Below are 16,428 nucleotides of genomic sequence, written 5' to 3' on the forward strand. Positions count from 1 at the left end.
TCCAACGCCAGTAGCTCTAGTGGAATCTGTCTCATTTTATGAGATTTCCTTTGAGACAATTCGGCACAGACACGAGAATAGCTGGCGGCGGTGTATAGCGGCGCTGCCCGCACAGATGCAAAACAGGCGCCTCATCTTTATTCACAAAGCTTGTGCCAGTATATAATGGGTTCCTCTACTAATTCAAAATTAAGACTGGGCACGGCCCGAAAGTAAGAGATGAATGAAGCGAAAACCGAAACGGGAGCGCTGCCGATAGACATTTGTGTGCAGCATGCACGCGAGATACTCGCTTCCCAGCTTCCGCAAATAAAGGACAAGGGCTACGACTTCGCGCCGCCCTTCAGGCAAATGACTATACAGTTGTATCTCGTGGGGGTGATGTGGAGATGCGGTGAAAGCCTCAAATTGCCGATTGATGCGCGCGATCACGCTTTTCAGGCGCTTGAGTCAATGCTGATCAGCGACGGCATGTCTAAAAAGGAAGCACAAAAACGGATTGCATTTTTGAGCAGCATGTCCAGAGTCGACGGGGGAGCGGACACGCTGGCCGTATCTGCGGGCTACGAGGCAACGCGGAATGACGCCAGCATGGTGTCGGTATTTGACGAGTACAGGCATGAAACCAAGGTTTCCGGCGCGTTGTGGCGCCTTTTCGAACGCGGCAAGAAGATAATGTTTATTGGTGGGGCAGCGGCAGCCGTCGTCACGATCTGGGCAGTCACGATTTTTCTTCCAAAAACCGAGGGAATCGACATACTTGCAGCCGGACTGCTGGCCGCCGCCCTGGTTGTCATTCCGACATTTCTAGTCGGGTTATTGATTTATAGATCGAAGATAAAGAAATCAGATCCGCCGGCCTCCTCGCCCTTGTGATCGCGGCAAACGCCTGTATGCCAAATTAACCCGGCCTCGGCGATTCGGAGCGCACGGATTCATCCTCTCTGGGCGCCTCCTTGGGCGAATCGATTGCACGTTGCGCAAGGGGTTAGCGGTGAGGGTGAAAGCGGCGAACGGACAACGTATAATTGTCTGTTTTTCCTCTCAAGGTTATTGACCCGCCTAAAAACTAATGAGTGCGAAAATCATGGATGGCAATATGCTTGCCAGAGAAATGCGGGCCGAATGGAAGGGCCGGGCTCAGCATCTGGCGGAAAGAGGCATGCAGCCGGGCCTGGCGGTAATCATTGTAGGTGATGACCCCGCTTCTCGCATATACGTGCGCAACAAGGCCAAGGCATGCGGCGAAACCGGAATATATTCAGAGATACATAAATTTCCCGACAGCGTGAGCCAGGATGATGTCATCCAGCGTATTCAGGAATTGAACGGGGACACCCGGATTCACGGCATTCTGGTGCAGTTGCCGCTCCCCCCCCACTTCGAAAGCGTCAAGGTATTTGCGTCCATTGCAGCGGAAAAGGATGTGGATGGGTTTCATCTTTCCAACGTGGGCGCGCTTGCGACCGGCAATGCCGTTTTCCCGCCATGCACGCCTCATGGGGTGATGCATCTATTGAGGAGATACGGGATTCCAATCGAGGGGCAGCACGCGGTAGTGGTGGGCCGCAGCAATATAGTCGGCAAACCGATGGCGTTGATGCTCTTGCAAAAAGGCGCGACCGTCACCATCTGCACATCTAAAACGCGCGACCTCGCCGCACATACGCGCCGTGCCGATATCCTGGTGGTTGCGGCGGGAAAGCCGCGAATGATTACTGCCGACATGGTTAAGGTGGGCGCGACCGTGATCGACGTGGGCATCAACCGTCTCCCTGATGGCAGGCTCACGGGAGACGTAGACTTCGATTCTGTCAGCGAGAAAGCAGGGCACATTACCCCTGTTCCTGGCGGGGTAGGACCAATGACAATAACCATGTTACTGTGCAATACCATCGAGGCTGCGGAGCGTGCTCAAGCACGGAACTAGCTGCAGCTTAACGGGTGAATCAGGCAAGTTCAAAAAATTTCGAGACCATGAAACATGGAACCCATACCCGACATAGACCCGTCTGAAACCCAGGAATGGCTGGATGCGCTGGAATCCGTGCTAACACACGAGGGGACAGAGCGGGCTCATTATCTGCTGGAAAGGCTGGTTGAAAAGGCCCGCCGTTCGGGTGCGTACCTTCCCTATAGTGCGACCACAGCCTATATCAATACGATTCCACCGGGCAAAGAAGAACGCTCGCCAGGCAATCACGCGCTTGAGCACCGGATACGGTCCTATGTCCGCTGGAATTCGATGGCGATGGTGCTGCGTGCAAACAAAAACTCCAATGTGGGGGGCCATATTGCCAGCTTTGCGTCTGCCGCGACACTGTATGACGTCGGCTATAATCACTTTTGGCACGCCACCTCGAAAGATCATGGAGGCGATCTCGTATTTGCCCAGGGGCATTCTTCACCCGGACTTTACGCCTACGCTTTCCTCCTGGGCGAACTGACGGAGGAACAACTCAATAATTTCCGCCAGGAGGTTGAGGGCAAAGGCTTGTCGTCTTATCCCCACCCGTGGCTGATGCCTGATTTTTGGCAATTTCCTACTGTATCGATGGGCCTGGGCCCGTTGATGGCAATTTACCAGGCGCGTTTCATGAAATATCTGGACAGCCGTGGTCTTGTCAAAACTCAGGGGCGCAAAGTATGGGCCTTCATGGGCGACGGGGAAATGGACGAACCGGAGTCTATGGGCGCGATCTCGCTGGCGTCCCGCGAAAATCTGGACAATCTGATTTTTGTCGTTAACTGCAACCTTCAGCGTCTTGACGGACCGGTACGCGGCAATGGAAAGATAATTCAGGAACTCGAAGCCGCTTTTCGCGGAGCGGGCTGGAACGTCATCAAGGTGATCTGGGGTTCATACTGGGATCCGTTACTGGCAAAGGATACCAAGGGATTGCTACAGCAACGCATGATGGAATGCGTGGATGGCGAATACCAGACTTTCAAGTCGAGAGATGGCGCCTATGTTCGGGAACACTTCTTCGGAAAATACCCGGAGCTGCTGGAGATGGTTGCCAACATGTCGGACGATGACATCTGGCGATTAAATCGTGGCGGTCATGATCCGCACAAGGTTTATGCTGCTTATTCGGCCGCTTCAAAACATACCGGGCAACCGACCGTCATTCTGGCCAAGACGATCAAGGGTTATGGCATGGGCGAGGCGGGAGAGGCCCAGAACATTACCCATCAGCAGAAGAAGATGGGGACCACTTCCCTTAAAGCCTTTCGCGATCGCTTCGGTCTCCCGATAGCGGACGATATCATCGACGACATGCCGTATTTGAAATTCGACAAGGATTCCCCTGAATTTGTGTACATGCACCAGCGGCGGCAGGCCCTGGGAGGATTCCTCCATCGGCGCCGACGCAAGGCTGAAGCGTTGCAAGTACCGCCGCTCTCAGCCTTCGAGACGCTGCTCAAGGCTAGTGGCGAGGGCCGCGAATCTTCCACCACCATGGCATTCGTGCGCATACTGAATGTCCTGGTAAAAGACAAGAATATCGGTAAACGGGTGGTGCCCATCGTTGCGGACGAATCGCGCACCTTTGGCATGGAAGGCATGTTCCGCCAGTTGGGGATCTGGTCTTCGACGGGACAACTTTATACGCCGCAGGATGCCGATCAACTCATGTATTACAAGGAGGACAAGAACGGGCAGATCCTGCAGGAGGGCATCAACGAGGCGGGAGCCATGTCCTCGTGGATGGCTGCCGCAACCGCTTACAGCACCCACGGTGTGCAAATGATACCGTTCTATATTTTTTACTCCATGTTCGGTTTTCAGCGGGTGGGGGACCTGGCGTGGGCAGCGGGGGATATGCGTTGCCGCGGGTTTTTGATGGGTGGAACTGCGGGACGTACGACGCTGAATGGTGAAGGATTGCAGCATGAGGACGGCCACAGTCATCTGATCGCCTCAACCATTCCCAACTGCATATCCTACGACCCCACGTTCGCATACGAAGTCGCTGTCATTATCCGAGAGGGCCTGCGTCGTATGTATGAGGTCCAGGAAGATATTTATTATTACATTACTGTCATGAATGAAAACTATCCCCATCCGGAAATGCCCGCAGGTGCGGAGGAGGGCATACTAAAAGGGATGTATCTGTTCCACGAGCGTAGCCCGGCGGGCAAGGCCGATGCCGGGCGGAGAGTTCAGTTGCTCGGTTCCGGTACGATTTTGCGCGAGGTGATCGCTGCAGCGGAAATTCTTGAGAAGGAATACGGCGTTACAGCCGATATCTGGAGCGTCACCAGCTTTAACGAATTGAGAAGAGAAGCATTGGATGTAGCTCGATGGAACCTGTTGCACCCGGCAGCACCGGCGAGGTTGTCCTATGTTGGCGCCTGCCTGAAAGACCGCGCCGGGCCGGTAGTCGCGGCTACCGACTATATGAAGGTTTTCGCCGACCAGATACGTGAGTTTGTGCCAGGGCGATATAAGGTCCTGGGTACAGATGGCTTCGGGCGTTCGGACACGCGGCAACGGTTGCGGCAGTTTTTTGAAGTCGATCGCTATTACGTTACCGTGGCGGCGCTTAAAGCCCTGGCGGAAGAAGGCAGTATTACGGCTGAGACGGTGGAACAGGCGATAGCCAAGTTTGGCATTGATCCAGATAAGCCCAACCCGGTGACGGTCTAAGAGATCGGCTGGGAACGCAAAATATGTTGGGCCGCTGCACACCCCCGGTCTGGGTATTGGCTGAAGCGCTTGAGATGCATAGCTCACTCCCGCGCAGGGTCGCCACGGTTTAGCGGGGATGAGGCGCCTGAGAGTAAAATAAGTGCGGTGATCTTCTGACCCGTCCCAGCACCCCGTGGCTATCTCGACGAATTGGCAAGTATCGTAAACAGAATTGAGGGAAGAGGCGTGGCAGAAACCAAACAGGTATTAATTCCCGATATTGGCGACTTTAAAGACGTCCCCGTGATAGAAGTATTGGTAAAGGCCAGCGATGCGGTGGAGGCGGAAGATCCATTGGTTGTGCTTGAATCAGACAAGGCGACGATCGAAGTACCTTCGCCCTTTTCCGGCGTCATAAAAAACATATCTGTAAAAGTGGGTGACGAGGTTTCAGAGGGTACACTCGTTTTGGAGATGGAAGTCGCCCCTACGGGCAGTGCCGTATCGGCTGAACAGGTCGCTCCCACCCAGGTTTCCTCGTCACCCCAGCCCGAGCCCCAGCGATCTCTCACCGCAGCCGAGAGTTCCCGTCCTGCTCCTCGCCCAGTCGCTGAGGTGTCGAATTCCGCTCCAGCTTTATCCCCCCTCCGCCAACCCGCAGGCAACTTGTCGTCACCGGATGAAGCCATGTTGGCAAAGGCGCACGCCAGTCCGGCAGTGCGGCGTCTCGCGAGGGAACTCGGCGTAAACCTTGGCCTGGTCAGAGGTACGGGACCGAAACAGCGGATACTAAAGGAAGACGTACAGGCTTACGTCAAAGCGGAACTCTCCCGGCCGCGTGGCGGCAACGGCACTGAGCTTAATCTGCTACCGTGGCCCGATGTCAATTTCGCCAAATTCGGGCCCGTCGAGTTGCGATCCTTGTCGCGTATAAAAAAAATGGCCGGAGCCAATTTGCATCGTAACTGGGTAATGATCCCGCACGTCACCCAATTTGATGAGGCCGATATTACGGAGTTGGAGTCATTACGCAAGGAATCCAACGAATCAACGAAGGAAGATGGCGTAAAGGTGACGATCCTTGCGTTTTTGATGCGAGCGTCGGTAGCCGTATTGAAAAAATTTCCTGAGTTCAATGCTTCACTTGCGAGCGATGGGGAAAACCTGGTGGTCAAGAATTATTACCATCTCGGATTCGCGGTCGACACGCCGAATGGGTTAGTGGTGCCAGTGATTCGGGACGTAGACCAAAAAGGGGTAATCGCTATTGCGAAGGAAATGGCTGACCTGGCGGGACTGGCCCGTGAGGGCAAGCTCAAGCCCGTCGACATGCAGGGGGCAAGCTTTACTATTTCCAGCTTGGGAGGGATTGGCGGCACTGCATTCACACCCATCATCAACGCGCCGGAAGTTGCTATCCTTGGGGTATCCCGGAGCAGCATGAAGCCGGTCTATCACGATGGGGAGTTCGTCCCTCGTTTAATACTGCCATTATCTCTGTCTTATGACCATCGTGTGATTGATGGCGCGACTGCTGCGCGCTTCACTACTCATTTGGTCGAGGTCCTTGCGGATATGCGGCGAGTGCTGTTGTGACCTTCGACTGTCTTGGAAGAGGCGGGCAGTTCCGCTGTTCCGCGGCTCCCACATCGCAGCGCAATGCATAGCTCTGAATGTTCGCTTGTCGGAATTTTTGGCGGAACCTTTGACCCCGTACACTTTGGTCATTTGCGAGCAGCCGAAGAAATTGGCGAATTAGCCGGTTTGCGGGAAGTACGTTTTATTCCTGCGGGGATGCCTCGTTTACGCGCCAACCCTGTCGCAGCAGTTCATCATCGTGTGGCAATGATTCAACTGGCGATCGAGAATAATCCCAGGTTCAAGCTGGACGAGCGCGAAGTTCAGCGGCAGGGGACAAGCCGGAGCGTCGAATCGCTGCGAGAAATGAAGCAGGAGTTGAATGGGGTCGGGCTGTGTTTCATTACCGGTGCTGATGCTTTCACTAAACTGGCCGAGTGGCACAGTTGGCGCGACCTTTTCAAGCTATGCCATTTCATTGTTGCAGCCCGCCCCGGGCACGCCTTAACGAAAAGCCGCGATGAGCTGCCGGGGGAGCTAAAGGAAGAGTGCGCAGCCCGCTGGGTTACCAGCGTGGACAGCCTCAGACAGACTCCCAGTGGTTTGATTTTTGTGGCACCGACCACCTTGCTGGATATCTCTGCCACAACCATTCGCGAGCGCGTGGCTGCAGGGAAAAGCCTTCGTTATCTGATTCCAGATGCCGCTCTAAATTATATTGCTGCAAATCACCTGTATTCGGAAGAACTATGACCCTTGCCAAACTAGTAAAAACCGTTGTGGCCGCGCTTGAAGAAATCAAGGCACGAGATATCGAAGTGTTGGACGTTCGAAAAATATCCACGCTATTCGACCGCATGATTATTGCCAGTGGCGATTCTTCCCGCCAAACAAAGGCGATTGCGAATAACGTGGCGGAAAAGGTCAAAGCAGCGGGAGGTTCGGTTTATGGCCTGGAAGGGGAAGAAACTGGGGAGTGGATTCTGGTAGACCTGGGGGACGTGCTGGTGCATGTCATGCAGAGTACCGCGCGTGCGCACTACAACCTGGAAGAACTGTGGGCGGAGGCAAAAAAAATAAAGCGCGCAACTGCATCCGCTCCAGGCGCGAGAAGTCTGACATCAAATTCCGGGGAGTCCAGCAGAACTCCAGTTCAAACGGCGCCCAAAGTGAGAACAGGCAAGGCCCGCGGATCCCAATTGGATCCGGAAGCGGAGGACTGAGCAGTTGTACTATGAAATTCTTCATTTGCACAGTTGGACATAAAATGCGGCCATGGGTCGAAGCCGCGTTTCAGGAATATGCGCAGCGTATGCCCCATGAGGCTGCAATTGAACTGATTGAAATCAAGCCTGAGAAGCGCGGAAGCGGTAAAAGTGCGGAACAATTGCTGGCTGCCGAAGGCGCCCGTATACGGGCGGCTATACCACCGAGGTGTCGTATCGTGGCAATGGATGAACGTGGCAGCCAGTGGACGACCGCCATCCTGGCGGATTCCATTACCAAATGGATGAAGAACGGTGGTGACACCGCTTTTCTCATCGGCGGCGCAGACGGGTTGGATCCCCGTATCAAGAATTCCGCTGACGAGATTTTCGCGTTATCGGCCCTGACGCTGCCGCACGGGTTCGTGCGCATACTGTTGGCGGAGCAGTTGTATCGCGCCGTATCGCTTATCAAAGGGCATCCTTATCACCGGGCATAGAGCCACGACCCTGGGTACTTCGAAGAGGACCTGGACATCATAACGCTTCGTCCAAATTGGATTTACCTTGCTTCTCGCAGTCCGCGACGACAGCAACTGCTATCACAGATTGGCGTTAACTTCGAGGTTCTATCGCTGCGCGAAGCCTCGCCCCGGATAGCGGATGTGGACGAAACACCGCTGCCCGATGAAATCCCGTTGGACTATGCCCGGCGTATTGCACTGGTAAAGGCTGAGATGGGGCGGCTCCGGCTAGTCCAACGGGGATTCCCCGATCGTCCGGTGCTTGCGGCGGACACGGCAGTAGTGCTAGGCAAGCGTATTCTGGGAAAGCCAGCAGACCCCGCTCATGCGAAGGAAATGCTGGAGACACTTTCGGGGCAGACCCACCACGTATTAACCGCAGTCGCGGTGGCTGCCCAGACTGGGGTACAAGTGCGCACATCGACGACCATGGTTGAGTTCCGCAATATCACCGAAAGGGAAATACGCGCATACCTTGCATATAGCGAGGCGCAAGATAAGGCTGGCGCGTATGCGATCCAGGGAAGGGCGGCAGTTTTTATCTCCGCCATTTCGGGTAGCTACAGTGGGGTGGTAGGGTTGCCGCTATTCGAAACAGCGCAGTTGCTGGAAGAATATGGAATACGCCTTTTTACCTGAGTTGTACTAATGCACGGCAAATTTTATGAATAGTGAAATTCTCGTCAATGTCACGCCGCAGGAAACGCGCGTTGCGGTGATCGAGCAAGGTGCCGTGCAAGAGTTGCATATAGAGCGCACCAGCAGCCGGGGCATAGTGGGGAATATTTACAACGGTCGTGTCATCAGGGTGCTGCCGGGAATGCAATCAGCCTTTGTCGATATCGGACTTGACCGGGCCGCCTTCCTTCACCTTGCAGACATCTGGAGGGTGCGCCAAGGCGAGGATGCGGGAAAGCCTATCGAAAGATTGCTGCATGAAGGGAAGAACATCCTCGTGCAGGTGATCAAAGATTCAATTGGCACAAAGGGCGCACGTCTTTCTACTCAAGTGAGTATCGCGGGGCGCATGCTCGTCTATCTGCCACAGGTATCTCATATCGGCATTTCCCAGCGCATCGAAGATGAAACCGAGCGAAAGTCGCTCCGGGAGAAACTCAAGCATTTGGTGGCTGCTGGTGAAAAAGGCGGTTTTATCATCCGGACCATGGCGGAAGCCGCGAGCGAGGAGGATTTGCAAACCGACATCGAATATCTGCACAAGTTGTGGCACGACATCAAGGAAAAATCCCTCACTGCTCGGCCTGGGCTGCTATATCAGGATTTGAACCTTAGCTATCGCGTGCTGCGCGATTTTATAAATGACGATACGGCGCGTATTCTCGTGGATTCCCGCGAAACGTTTCAGAAAATGACCGCGTTTGCCGATATCTATATGGCGAACGTGAAGGGACGAATAGATCATTATGCTGGAGAGCGTCCGCTGTTCGATCTCTACGGGGTGGAAGACGAAATCGAGAAGGCGTTGGCGAGGCGTGTCAACCTGAAATCAGGAGGTTATCTCATTGTCGATCAAACTGAGGCATTGACCACCGTAGACGTCAATACCGGAGGATATGTCGGAATACGCAGTTTTGACGATACTATTTTCAAAACCAATCTTGAGGCCGCCCAGGTTATTGCCCGCCAACTGCGCCTGCGAAATCTGGGGGGCATTATTATCATTGACTTTATAGATATGGAGAACACGGAACACAAGAGCGCCGTGCTCACCGAATTCAAGAAATCACTGACAAAAGATCGGACGCACATGACGGTTAACGGGTTCACCGCACTGGGACTGGTGGAGATGACGCGCAAACGGACGCGTGAAAGCCTGGCTCACGTCGTGTGCGAAATATGTCCTACCTGCCAGGGCCGCGCCAAAGTGAGAACGGCACAGACGATGTGCTATGAAATTTTGCGCGAATTATTGCGGGAATCCCGGCAATTCGATGCGCGCGAATTTCGCATTCTCGCGTCGCAACAGGTCATCGACCTGTTTCTCGATGAGGAGTCACAAAGCCTCGCCCAACTGGCGGATTTTATCGCCAAACCTATCAGTTTGCTGGTCGAGGCAACCTATACGCAGGAACAATATGATGTGATCCTGATGTAAGTCCACTTAAGGTCCAGCCCTGGAACATCCGCCGATTTCTCGGTAAGGATCCTCCTTAAATTGCTAGATCTTGTGGTGCGTCTCGATTTCGAGTCCTACCACCGACCCCATCTCCGCTGTTTCAGGCGCCTCGATATGGGTGAATGCTTCACTGTCCTCGTAAGCGAGGTCGGTCGTACCTGTGGCCTTTATCAGCTTACCGGCGATTAGACCCGTAGCAAACGCGAACGTTACACTGAACACAATACCGACGAACTGAGCCACTGCGATGCCTGGTACTACAAGGATTGCAATAAAAGCTCCCAGCAGTCCCGGCATGCCATGCAGATTGTGCACTCCACACGTATCCACGATTTTAAAGCGGGCTTCCAGTTTCGGTTGCACGAACACGTAACCGATAACGCTGACAGCGCCGGCCAACAGACCGATTGCAAACGCACCGCTCGGCGACACGATATTGCATGTCGATCCTATAGCGACGCCTCCGGCTAGTGCTGCGTTTGCCATGTCAACCATGGATGTTTTGCCCTTATGAAAATAGGTGCTCAAAAAATAGGTGCTGAGGGTAGCCCCACATAGGGCGAGTACCGTGTTGACGACTGTCTGCGGCATCTCCTCGAAGGGAACGATTGCGGTTGCAAAGCTGGGCCAAAAAAGCCATAGCACCATGGAACCAAGCATGGCGAAACGGTCGGAAGTTGCGTCAGATTCGATCGGCTGCATCCGCTGCCGCGCCGTCGTCAGCGCGAGTGATAACCCCAAGCCAAAGTAGGCACCGAACGCATGAATGATCACCGATCCCGCGGTATCCTGATAACCCTCTGTCAAGCCCATTCCATTATCCAGCACCAGCCATTCGTTCAACAGGTAGGCGGGAACCAGCAAAATTGCAAGTAGCGAATATTGGAAAACCCGCAATCGGCCGAGCACGGCACCCATCGCGATCAACGCAGTGGCTACGGCAAATTCTGCAAAAAGCAGCGCTTTGACTGTGTTTGGCGCAATTTCGTGGGCAAACACTCCGTTGGCGCGGAGGAGCATATACAGTGGGAGCCCGGTTGCGACCACAAGATAGGTGCCGGTTGTCGCGCCAAAGCCGTATCGTCTGACGAACACCATGAGGAAACCAAAACCGACCAGCAACATTGCCAGGATGTGGATAACATAATTGTACTGCGCTACCTGGCGAGCCTCGTTCAGCTCGGCGGTGAGGCCGCCCTCGCTCGCCGAAGCGCCGAAACACAGCAGAAACAAATTGGCGATTCCGAACAGCATTAAGCAGAGGTTTTTTTTCATTTGATTTCCCTCCCTTCTTCAGATTGTTGGGTGACCCACTCAGGAGTGTGATCCTCAATAGCCTTAAAAACAATAGGGATTTTATAAATATGTTGCCACGTGAAGATCGGTTACTGCTATGAAAGAAGAAGTGTTTCAGCGGCGGGTGGGGTTGGCGGCAATCTGTGGAATTTCGGGCAATGGCATGTTTAGGAGGAGTATTGCATGACGATTTTCCCCTTGTTGCCTTTTGGCTGGGCCATGTAGGAACTTACCAAGGACGCGGGAGAATTCATACGGAGCGTCCAGGCGAAGACGGATTGGGGAGCGTGCAACGTTAAATGTGGAACTGCTCGCGCGGGACCACCTCCACGTTAAAGGCTTACTGAAGCGTTTCTGTTATTAGGTTACGGCTCTTTGAATATCAGCGGCAATGGCATGATATAGAGAGTGAAATATTGTGCGCATCTCATCGATGATGCTCGTGACATTCATTACCGCAGGGACGCGCTCTCCACGGTGCTCAATCGCTTCCCCGATGATCTGCAGCTTGACGCCGAGCTTGGAAAAATGCACTGCCTGCCTCCGTTCCGTCAGGACGAATAAAGTATCTATACCGCTTATGCGGGCGAGCTCGGTCGTACCGAGATAGAGTCCGAGCGGGATATAGGGAAAGCGCCGCGACTTCCCTATCTCGGAGTCTTCGTCAGCAAGACTTACCGGGCTGTTCGCCTCCCCTTTGCGTCGCCGATAGCTCGCAACAACCGCCAGCCTGGATACTTCAGCAATACGATTGCGAGGCAATTCCGCTGGATCAATAATTGACCGGTCCAGCGCCTTGGCGCAGGTTCTTTCGAAAGGCAAATGGTAGTGGCGATCGTCCGGCCTTGGCCGCACAATGCGTGTACAACCGATAAATTCCCCCGTTTTGACGCTGCGCATCAAAAGGTGCAGCGAATTCGAGTCATGCTCGTCGGTTTCAAGCCCGTCCTGCCGCATAGATTCAAATTTCAGGTCTTCACAATAAACCTGGTGCCGCACCCGATAAACCTCGTCCTTAAGCGCGCTTGAGAATGCTGGCACGATTTCAAAGTATTGATGGAAAATACTGCCCAGATCGAGTGACTCAGACACAGGCGTGGCTCGATCTTCCAGGCCGTTTGTGATAGTAGTTTGTAGCACTTTGATTCACCCGCTATTGAAGTTTTTTTAAATAGTCTTTCGTAAAAATCTTGTCCTCCAGATCCTTCAGTTCATTTCCGAACATTCGAGTACGGATGTTTCCGACTGGCGGAGAGCGTCTTCCATGACCACGCGGATTAGACGCTGTACCCCAGCAGCTTCTTGAAGTTCTCGTCGCGAGCCGGTTTAAGAAAACGATTATAGTAAGTAAAACTCGGCGCGATAAGACCAGAAGTTAGACTACCGCACCCAATCTCAAACCCTCTGGTACGTGACACTTGTCAATGCCGGGTAGGTCGAGTACGCAATGGTTTTCACAATCAATCAGTTCTTTTCGCGAAAAATGTAGCGGTATAGTTACCGGTAAAATTCGCTCGCGCCAAATCGCCGTTTGTTACTTGGCCGGTGGGCTGCTGAGATAGTGATAGCCGTACTGGCTGGAAAACGTCCGGTACAAAAATCCAGAGGTCCCGTCCCTTCATCAGTAGAATCTGGCCTCGCTCCGAGGCGGGTGCGGTAGTCATTACCAGGCTGTTCTCATTGCCCTTGGAAAGATGCGGTATCTATGCAGGTCCTCGGACTGGCCGGGCCAGTCATTTGTTGATGATGGCCACGGGTAGCAATTGCAATGGCCCTGGCGACACAACCAAAAATTGTCCTGGCCGTCGTGCCGACCGCAAATTTTGGCCATAAGTCAGGCGACGGTATTCCTCAGGTGATGAAAGAAATTAACGGCAACTTCAAGACAACCTTTATTTTTTCCACTCATGACCTTTGTGTTATGGAGATGGCCGAAGGGCTGATATAAAACGGGCAGCTAACAGAGGAGGAGGTAAGAAATGAGAAACGCGCTACGCAATCGCGCCGTAATCCGCGGATGTAATCGTGTAATCGGGGGTGGCTGGTCCAAATGGGGATGGATGGAATACAGCGGAAAATTCGGATTTTCGGGCAGTGGACCTATCGGATTGTTTTGGCCACTTCGATCAGAGCGGCCGCGTCTAAACTGAACTGCATTTCCTGTCCTGACGCCGGTTATGCCGATCGGATTGCTTCATGGATACGGTCAACCCATACGTGACGGTTAGCGGCGATTGACGCTTAACCGCGATCGGCCGACTGCTCCCAGCCTGAGTTCTAAAGTGCTTGCTCCAAGCAAGGAGCGTTACTTGGCGAGTATGCGTCGACGGATGAAGTCTGCGTACCCATGCAAAACATTTTCCCGGTGCACGAGGTTTGCCTCGGTATACATGCGATGAACAAGTGGCAAAGTTGTGAATGATAAGCCAGGGAACATGTGATGGTAGTGATGCAAAGTAAAATTCATATTGGGCAATAGCGCGCGCTCCCACCAGGAAAGTTCAATCAGATGCGTGGAGTCATTGAGTTCCGTGGAATTTACGTTGTATTTGTGTTCGCTGAGCGCGCCTAACCGAACTAGGCATTGAGCAACGGTAAGCAGCGGTAAAATCCAGTACAAAAGAAAATACACCCACCCACCGCTATACGACAGCGCACCTGCGACGACAATCCAGAATGTCGGGCGAACCCACTGCGGGGTCGGGTAGCGACGGCGAAACTCGTCACGCACGCTATCTGTTTCAAGCTTTTTGCTGCGAATCAGGCGCACGATATTTATCCCAAGTATATCCTGCAGCAACATGCGCGCGAATTGTCCCCGGGACATAGGGATACTCCATTCCGTGCCCGATTTACGAGCGTAGTCGGGATCCTTTTCCGTATAGAAGTATTTGTGATGTGCAAGATGCACTTGAGCATACCCCTCGACCGTCAATACAAGCAGGGGATAAGCGGCAAAAAGATTTGTTATCAAGTCACCATATCGTCCTCGCGAGCCCAGTCGATGAACCTGCTCATGAACCAACAGCCCAAGCAAATTCTGGCGCGTCGCGACCAGAAATATCGTGGCCAGACTCATCCATACGTTGTCCAGCCAGATCGCAAGCGAGATGGCACCAATAATTACACACCAGGCGCCGATCAATTGGCGCATAAATGGAGCGGCCCGAGCGCCCACGAGTTTTCTGATCTGCGCCCGCATCTCGGCTTCTCGCTCCGGACTGGCGGCTTTGATTATTGGAGGTAATGTCTTCTGGTTAACGGCTGTCATAACCATAACGCGGGGTTTCCTCAAATACTGGAGGTCCACTGCCGGGGAAGAAGGTAAAGTTTCTGCTACGTTATTATAAGGGCTTAACTGATCGGCTCAAATAATGGAACAGGCGGGTTTTCCAGCTTTTTTTCGAACGATCGTGGTATAGGTAGAACGTACGTCGGAAACACGTGGGGGCATGCATACATTTCTATCCAGCTAAATAGGAAAATTAAGGCCCAAGCAGGTTAGTAGGGGCGTCGATAATTTTGACGTCGCGCCTCCACGACGCGGGGGCGAGAAACATGTCCCAACGCTCGTCAACAGATAGATGGTGCCCGGCCTAAATCTGCAGAGCTTCATAAAAACTCCTTGTCCTCGTGGATTCTCGCCTTCGTTAATAATTGAACGCATCGATTAACCACGTCTGATCAGGCCGCTGAAGGATGGCCGAAACAGGTGAGCGGTCAGTTGGACACGGGCTTTTCAAACTACTGCGAAGACCCGAATCATTTCTTGAAGCCCACTAAAATTCCATGATTGACTGGCAGGCCTTGATCCAGGCGCACAACGCGTTGGAAACCAGCGTCCTCTAGAGCTGCTTCATAATCTTTCCATGGGTGCAACATGCCTTCACCCGTGGCAATGGCTAGAAAGTATGGGGAGCCTAAAGCAGTGCTGAGTGGACCCCTGTCATCATCCCCACCCATCATGTTAAAAATTACGACTGCGCCCGTTTCCGGCAGCGCATCAAAAGTGCGCTTGAGCAGGATACGATTTCTGTCCATGGACCAGATAGTTAGAATGTGGCAATAAACAATGCAATCAGTCCCGGAAGGGAAAGGGTCATGAAAGAAATTACCCGGGTGAGTAGACACACGGTCAGTCATTCCCGCCTGTTGAATATTATGCTTTGCGTATTCGCAAACGGACGCGGAGTCGAACACGCAAGTTTTAACCATTGAGTGATGTTGTGCGATCGCCAGAGCATTGGTTCCATCACCTCCGCCAGCATCAACCACCAGCTTATAAGGGCTGAAGTCCATGGCTTTAGGCAAGAATTGGTTAGCCAATCTGGACAGCCCGCTCATCGCGTCCTGGAAAACTTTTTCCAGGGTTTTATCATGGGTTAAGCGCCCATACAAATTGGACTCCGTCCCGGAGAACCTGGTTAGGCCGACATTACGGCTTTCTTTCAGCGAACGAACAAAATCCATCATTCCGGGATACACGATATGCGCTTGCCAACCAAGAATGGTTCCGGCATAACCCGGCTTACCCTTTACCATCCGCTCTTCCGTCAATTGGGCATTATAGTAACGTTCATTCTCTAACCTGATAATTCCCAATGCTGTTAAGCCAATGAGCAGAATCCGCGCCGGCTGAAGAGCCAATTTCAGGGACTGGGCGAGTTCGTCCAGTGTTTGGGCTGGCCGAATTGAAAGCTTGTCGTAGAGATCAAGCTCAATCCCGGCCCATAAAAGCTGGAAGGCGGTATGCCCGGCAGACAACAATATAAGACCTTCCTCGTCAATTTCTGTTGGGACTTTAGACATTTTCAACTCCTATCGGGATTTCTCTAAACGCTATTTGGCGGTATCCGGAATAAGCGTTAAATGGATAACGGCAGAAAACACGACGAGTTGATCTACAGGGGAATGTGAGGCCGAATCTTTCGAGACACGGCGCGTCAACGAAGTGATACAGGTCCGCCAACTCAGCCGTAATAGTAAATGTGGGGCATGACGGTGATCAGGTCAGTTCGCAGCGAGTGCGCGGCAAGCCGGAGCGGCGCTGGA

The 16,428-nt window shown here is 53.1% G+C and carries 15 protein-coding genes; 10 read left to right on the plus strand and 5 right to left on the minus strand.

All coding sequences use genetic code 11. The features are described from left to right. Window positions 1–219: 219 nt before the first annotated feature. The 9 genes from C8R31_RS08495 (at window position 220) to rng (ending at window position 10,059) form a co-directional block, all read left to right on the plus strand. Window positions 220–876 (plus strand): hypothetical protein, encoded by a 657-nt coding sequence (locus C8R31_RS08495; RefSeq protein ID WP_107693650.1) that lies wholly within the window; start codon window positions 220–222, stop codon window positions 874–876. 196 nt (window positions 877–1,072) lie between these two features. Then, window positions 1,073–1,930: a bifunctional methylenetetrahydrofolate dehydrogenase/methenyltetrahydrofolate cyclohydrolase FolD gene (folD, locus tag C8R31_RS08500; protein WP_107693651.1), complete on the plus strand. Its 858-nt coding sequence runs from the start codon at window positions 1,073–1,075 to the stop codon at window positions 1,928–1,930. Between the two features lie 54 nt (window positions 1,931–1,984). After that, window positions 1,985–4,654 carry a pyruvate dehydrogenase (acetyl-transferring), homodimeric type gene (gene aceE, locus C8R31_RS08505; RefSeq protein ID WP_107693652.1) on the plus strand — a complete coding sequence of 890 codons (2,670 nt, stop codon included), beginning with the start codon at window positions 1,985–1,987 and terminating at the stop codon, window positions 4,652–4,654. A gap of 228 nt (window positions 4,655–4,882) precedes the next feature. Beyond that, window positions 4,883–6,232, plus strand: coding sequence for a dihydrolipoyllysine-residue acetyltransferase (aceF, locus tag C8R31_RS08510; RefSeq protein ID WP_107693653.1), 1,350 nt, complete (start codon window positions 4,883–4,885; stop codon window positions 6,230–6,232). 63 nt (window positions 6,233–6,295) lie between these two features. Continuing rightward, on the plus strand, window positions 6,296–6,967 hold the full coding sequence (nadD, locus tag C8R31_RS08515) for a nicotinate-nucleotide adenylyltransferase (RefSeq protein ID WP_107693654.1): 672 nt from the start codon (window positions 6,296–6,298) through the stop codon (window positions 6,965–6,967). Beyond that, window positions 6,964–7,437: a ribosome silencing factor gene (gene rsfS / locus C8R31_RS08520; RefSeq protein WP_107693655.1), complete on the plus strand. Its 474-nt coding sequence runs from the start codon at window positions 6,964–6,966 to the stop codon at window positions 7,435–7,437. The genes nadD and rsfS overlap by 4 nt, the downstream gene beginning before the upstream one ends. A gap of 11 nt (window positions 7,438–7,448) precedes the next feature. Further along, complete coding sequence (rlmH, locus tag C8R31_RS08525) at window positions 7,449–7,919, plus strand: 23S rRNA (pseudouridine(1915)-N(3))-methyltransferase RlmH (RefSeq protein WP_107693656.1); 471 nt, start codon at window positions 7,449–7,451, stop codon at window positions 7,917–7,919. A 39-nt stretch (window positions 7,920–7,958) separates the two neighbouring features. After that, complete coding sequence (locus C8R31_RS08530; protein WP_107693657.1) at window positions 7,959–8,582, plus strand: Maf family protein; 624 nt, start codon at window positions 7,959–7,961, stop codon at window positions 8,580–8,582. Window positions 8,583–8,607: 25 nt separating this feature from the next. Further along, window positions 8,608–10,059, plus strand: coding sequence for a ribonuclease G (rng, locus tag C8R31_RS08535; protein WP_107693658.1), 1,452 nt, complete (start codon window positions 8,608–8,610; stop codon window positions 10,057–10,059). A gap of 63 nt (window positions 10,060–10,122) precedes the next feature. Here rng and C8R31_RS08540 read toward each other — a convergent pair whose 3' ends face one another. The 3 genes from C8R31_RS08540 to C8R31_RS16560 all read right to left on the minus strand — a co-directional run bounded on the left by C8R31_RS08540 (window position 10,123) and on the right by C8R31_RS16560 (window position 13,040). Beyond that, on the minus strand, window positions 10,123–11,355 hold the full coding sequence (locus C8R31_RS08540; protein WP_107693659.1) for an ammonium transporter: 1,233 nt from the start codon (window positions 11,353–11,355) through the stop codon (window positions 10,123–10,125). A 381-nt stretch (window positions 11,356–11,736) separates the two neighbouring features. Next, the gene (locus C8R31_RS08545) at window positions 11,737–12,516 is read right to left on the minus strand and encodes a PEP-CTERM/exosortase system-associated acyltransferase (RefSeq protein WP_258192640.1); all 780 of its coding nucleotides are present in this window, start codon (window positions 12,514–12,516) and stop codon (window positions 11,737–11,739) included. A 320-nt stretch (window positions 12,517–12,836) separates the two neighbouring features. Further along, complete coding sequence (locus C8R31_RS16560) at window positions 12,837–13,040, minus strand: outer membrane lipoprotein-sorting protein (protein ID WP_258192641.1); 204 nt, start codon at window positions 13,038–13,040, stop codon at window positions 12,837–12,839. A gap of 104 nt (window positions 13,041–13,144) precedes the next feature. Here C8R31_RS16560 and C8R31_RS08555 point away from each other — a divergent pair, with 104 nt between their 5' ends. After that, complete coding sequence (locus C8R31_RS08555; protein WP_107693660.1) at window positions 13,145–13,324, plus strand: hypothetical protein; 180 nt, start codon at window positions 13,145–13,147, stop codon at window positions 13,322–13,324. Window positions 13,325–13,681: 357 nt separating this feature from the next. Here C8R31_RS08555 and C8R31_RS08560 read toward each other — a convergent pair whose 3' ends face one another. Together C8R31_RS08560 and C8R31_RS08565 are read right to left on the minus strand one after the other, a co-directional pair. Continuing rightward, window positions 13,682–14,653, minus strand: a complete 972-nt coding sequence (locus C8R31_RS08560) for a fatty acid desaturase (protein WP_107693661.1) — start codon at window positions 14,651–14,653, stop codon at window positions 13,682–13,684. A 485-nt stretch (window positions 14,654–15,138) separates the two neighbouring features. Next, window positions 15,139–16,185: a methyltransferase gene (locus C8R31_RS08565; protein ID WP_107693662.1), complete on the minus strand. Its 1,047-nt coding sequence runs from the start codon at window positions 16,183–16,185 to the stop codon at window positions 15,139–15,141. Window positions 16,186–16,428 lie beyond the last annotated feature (243 nt).

It is taken from the genome of Nitrosospira sp. Nsp2 (genome assembly GCF_003050965.1).
Lineage (GTDB): Bacteria > Pseudomonadota > Gammaproteobacteria > Burkholderiales > Nitrosomonadaceae > Nitrosospira.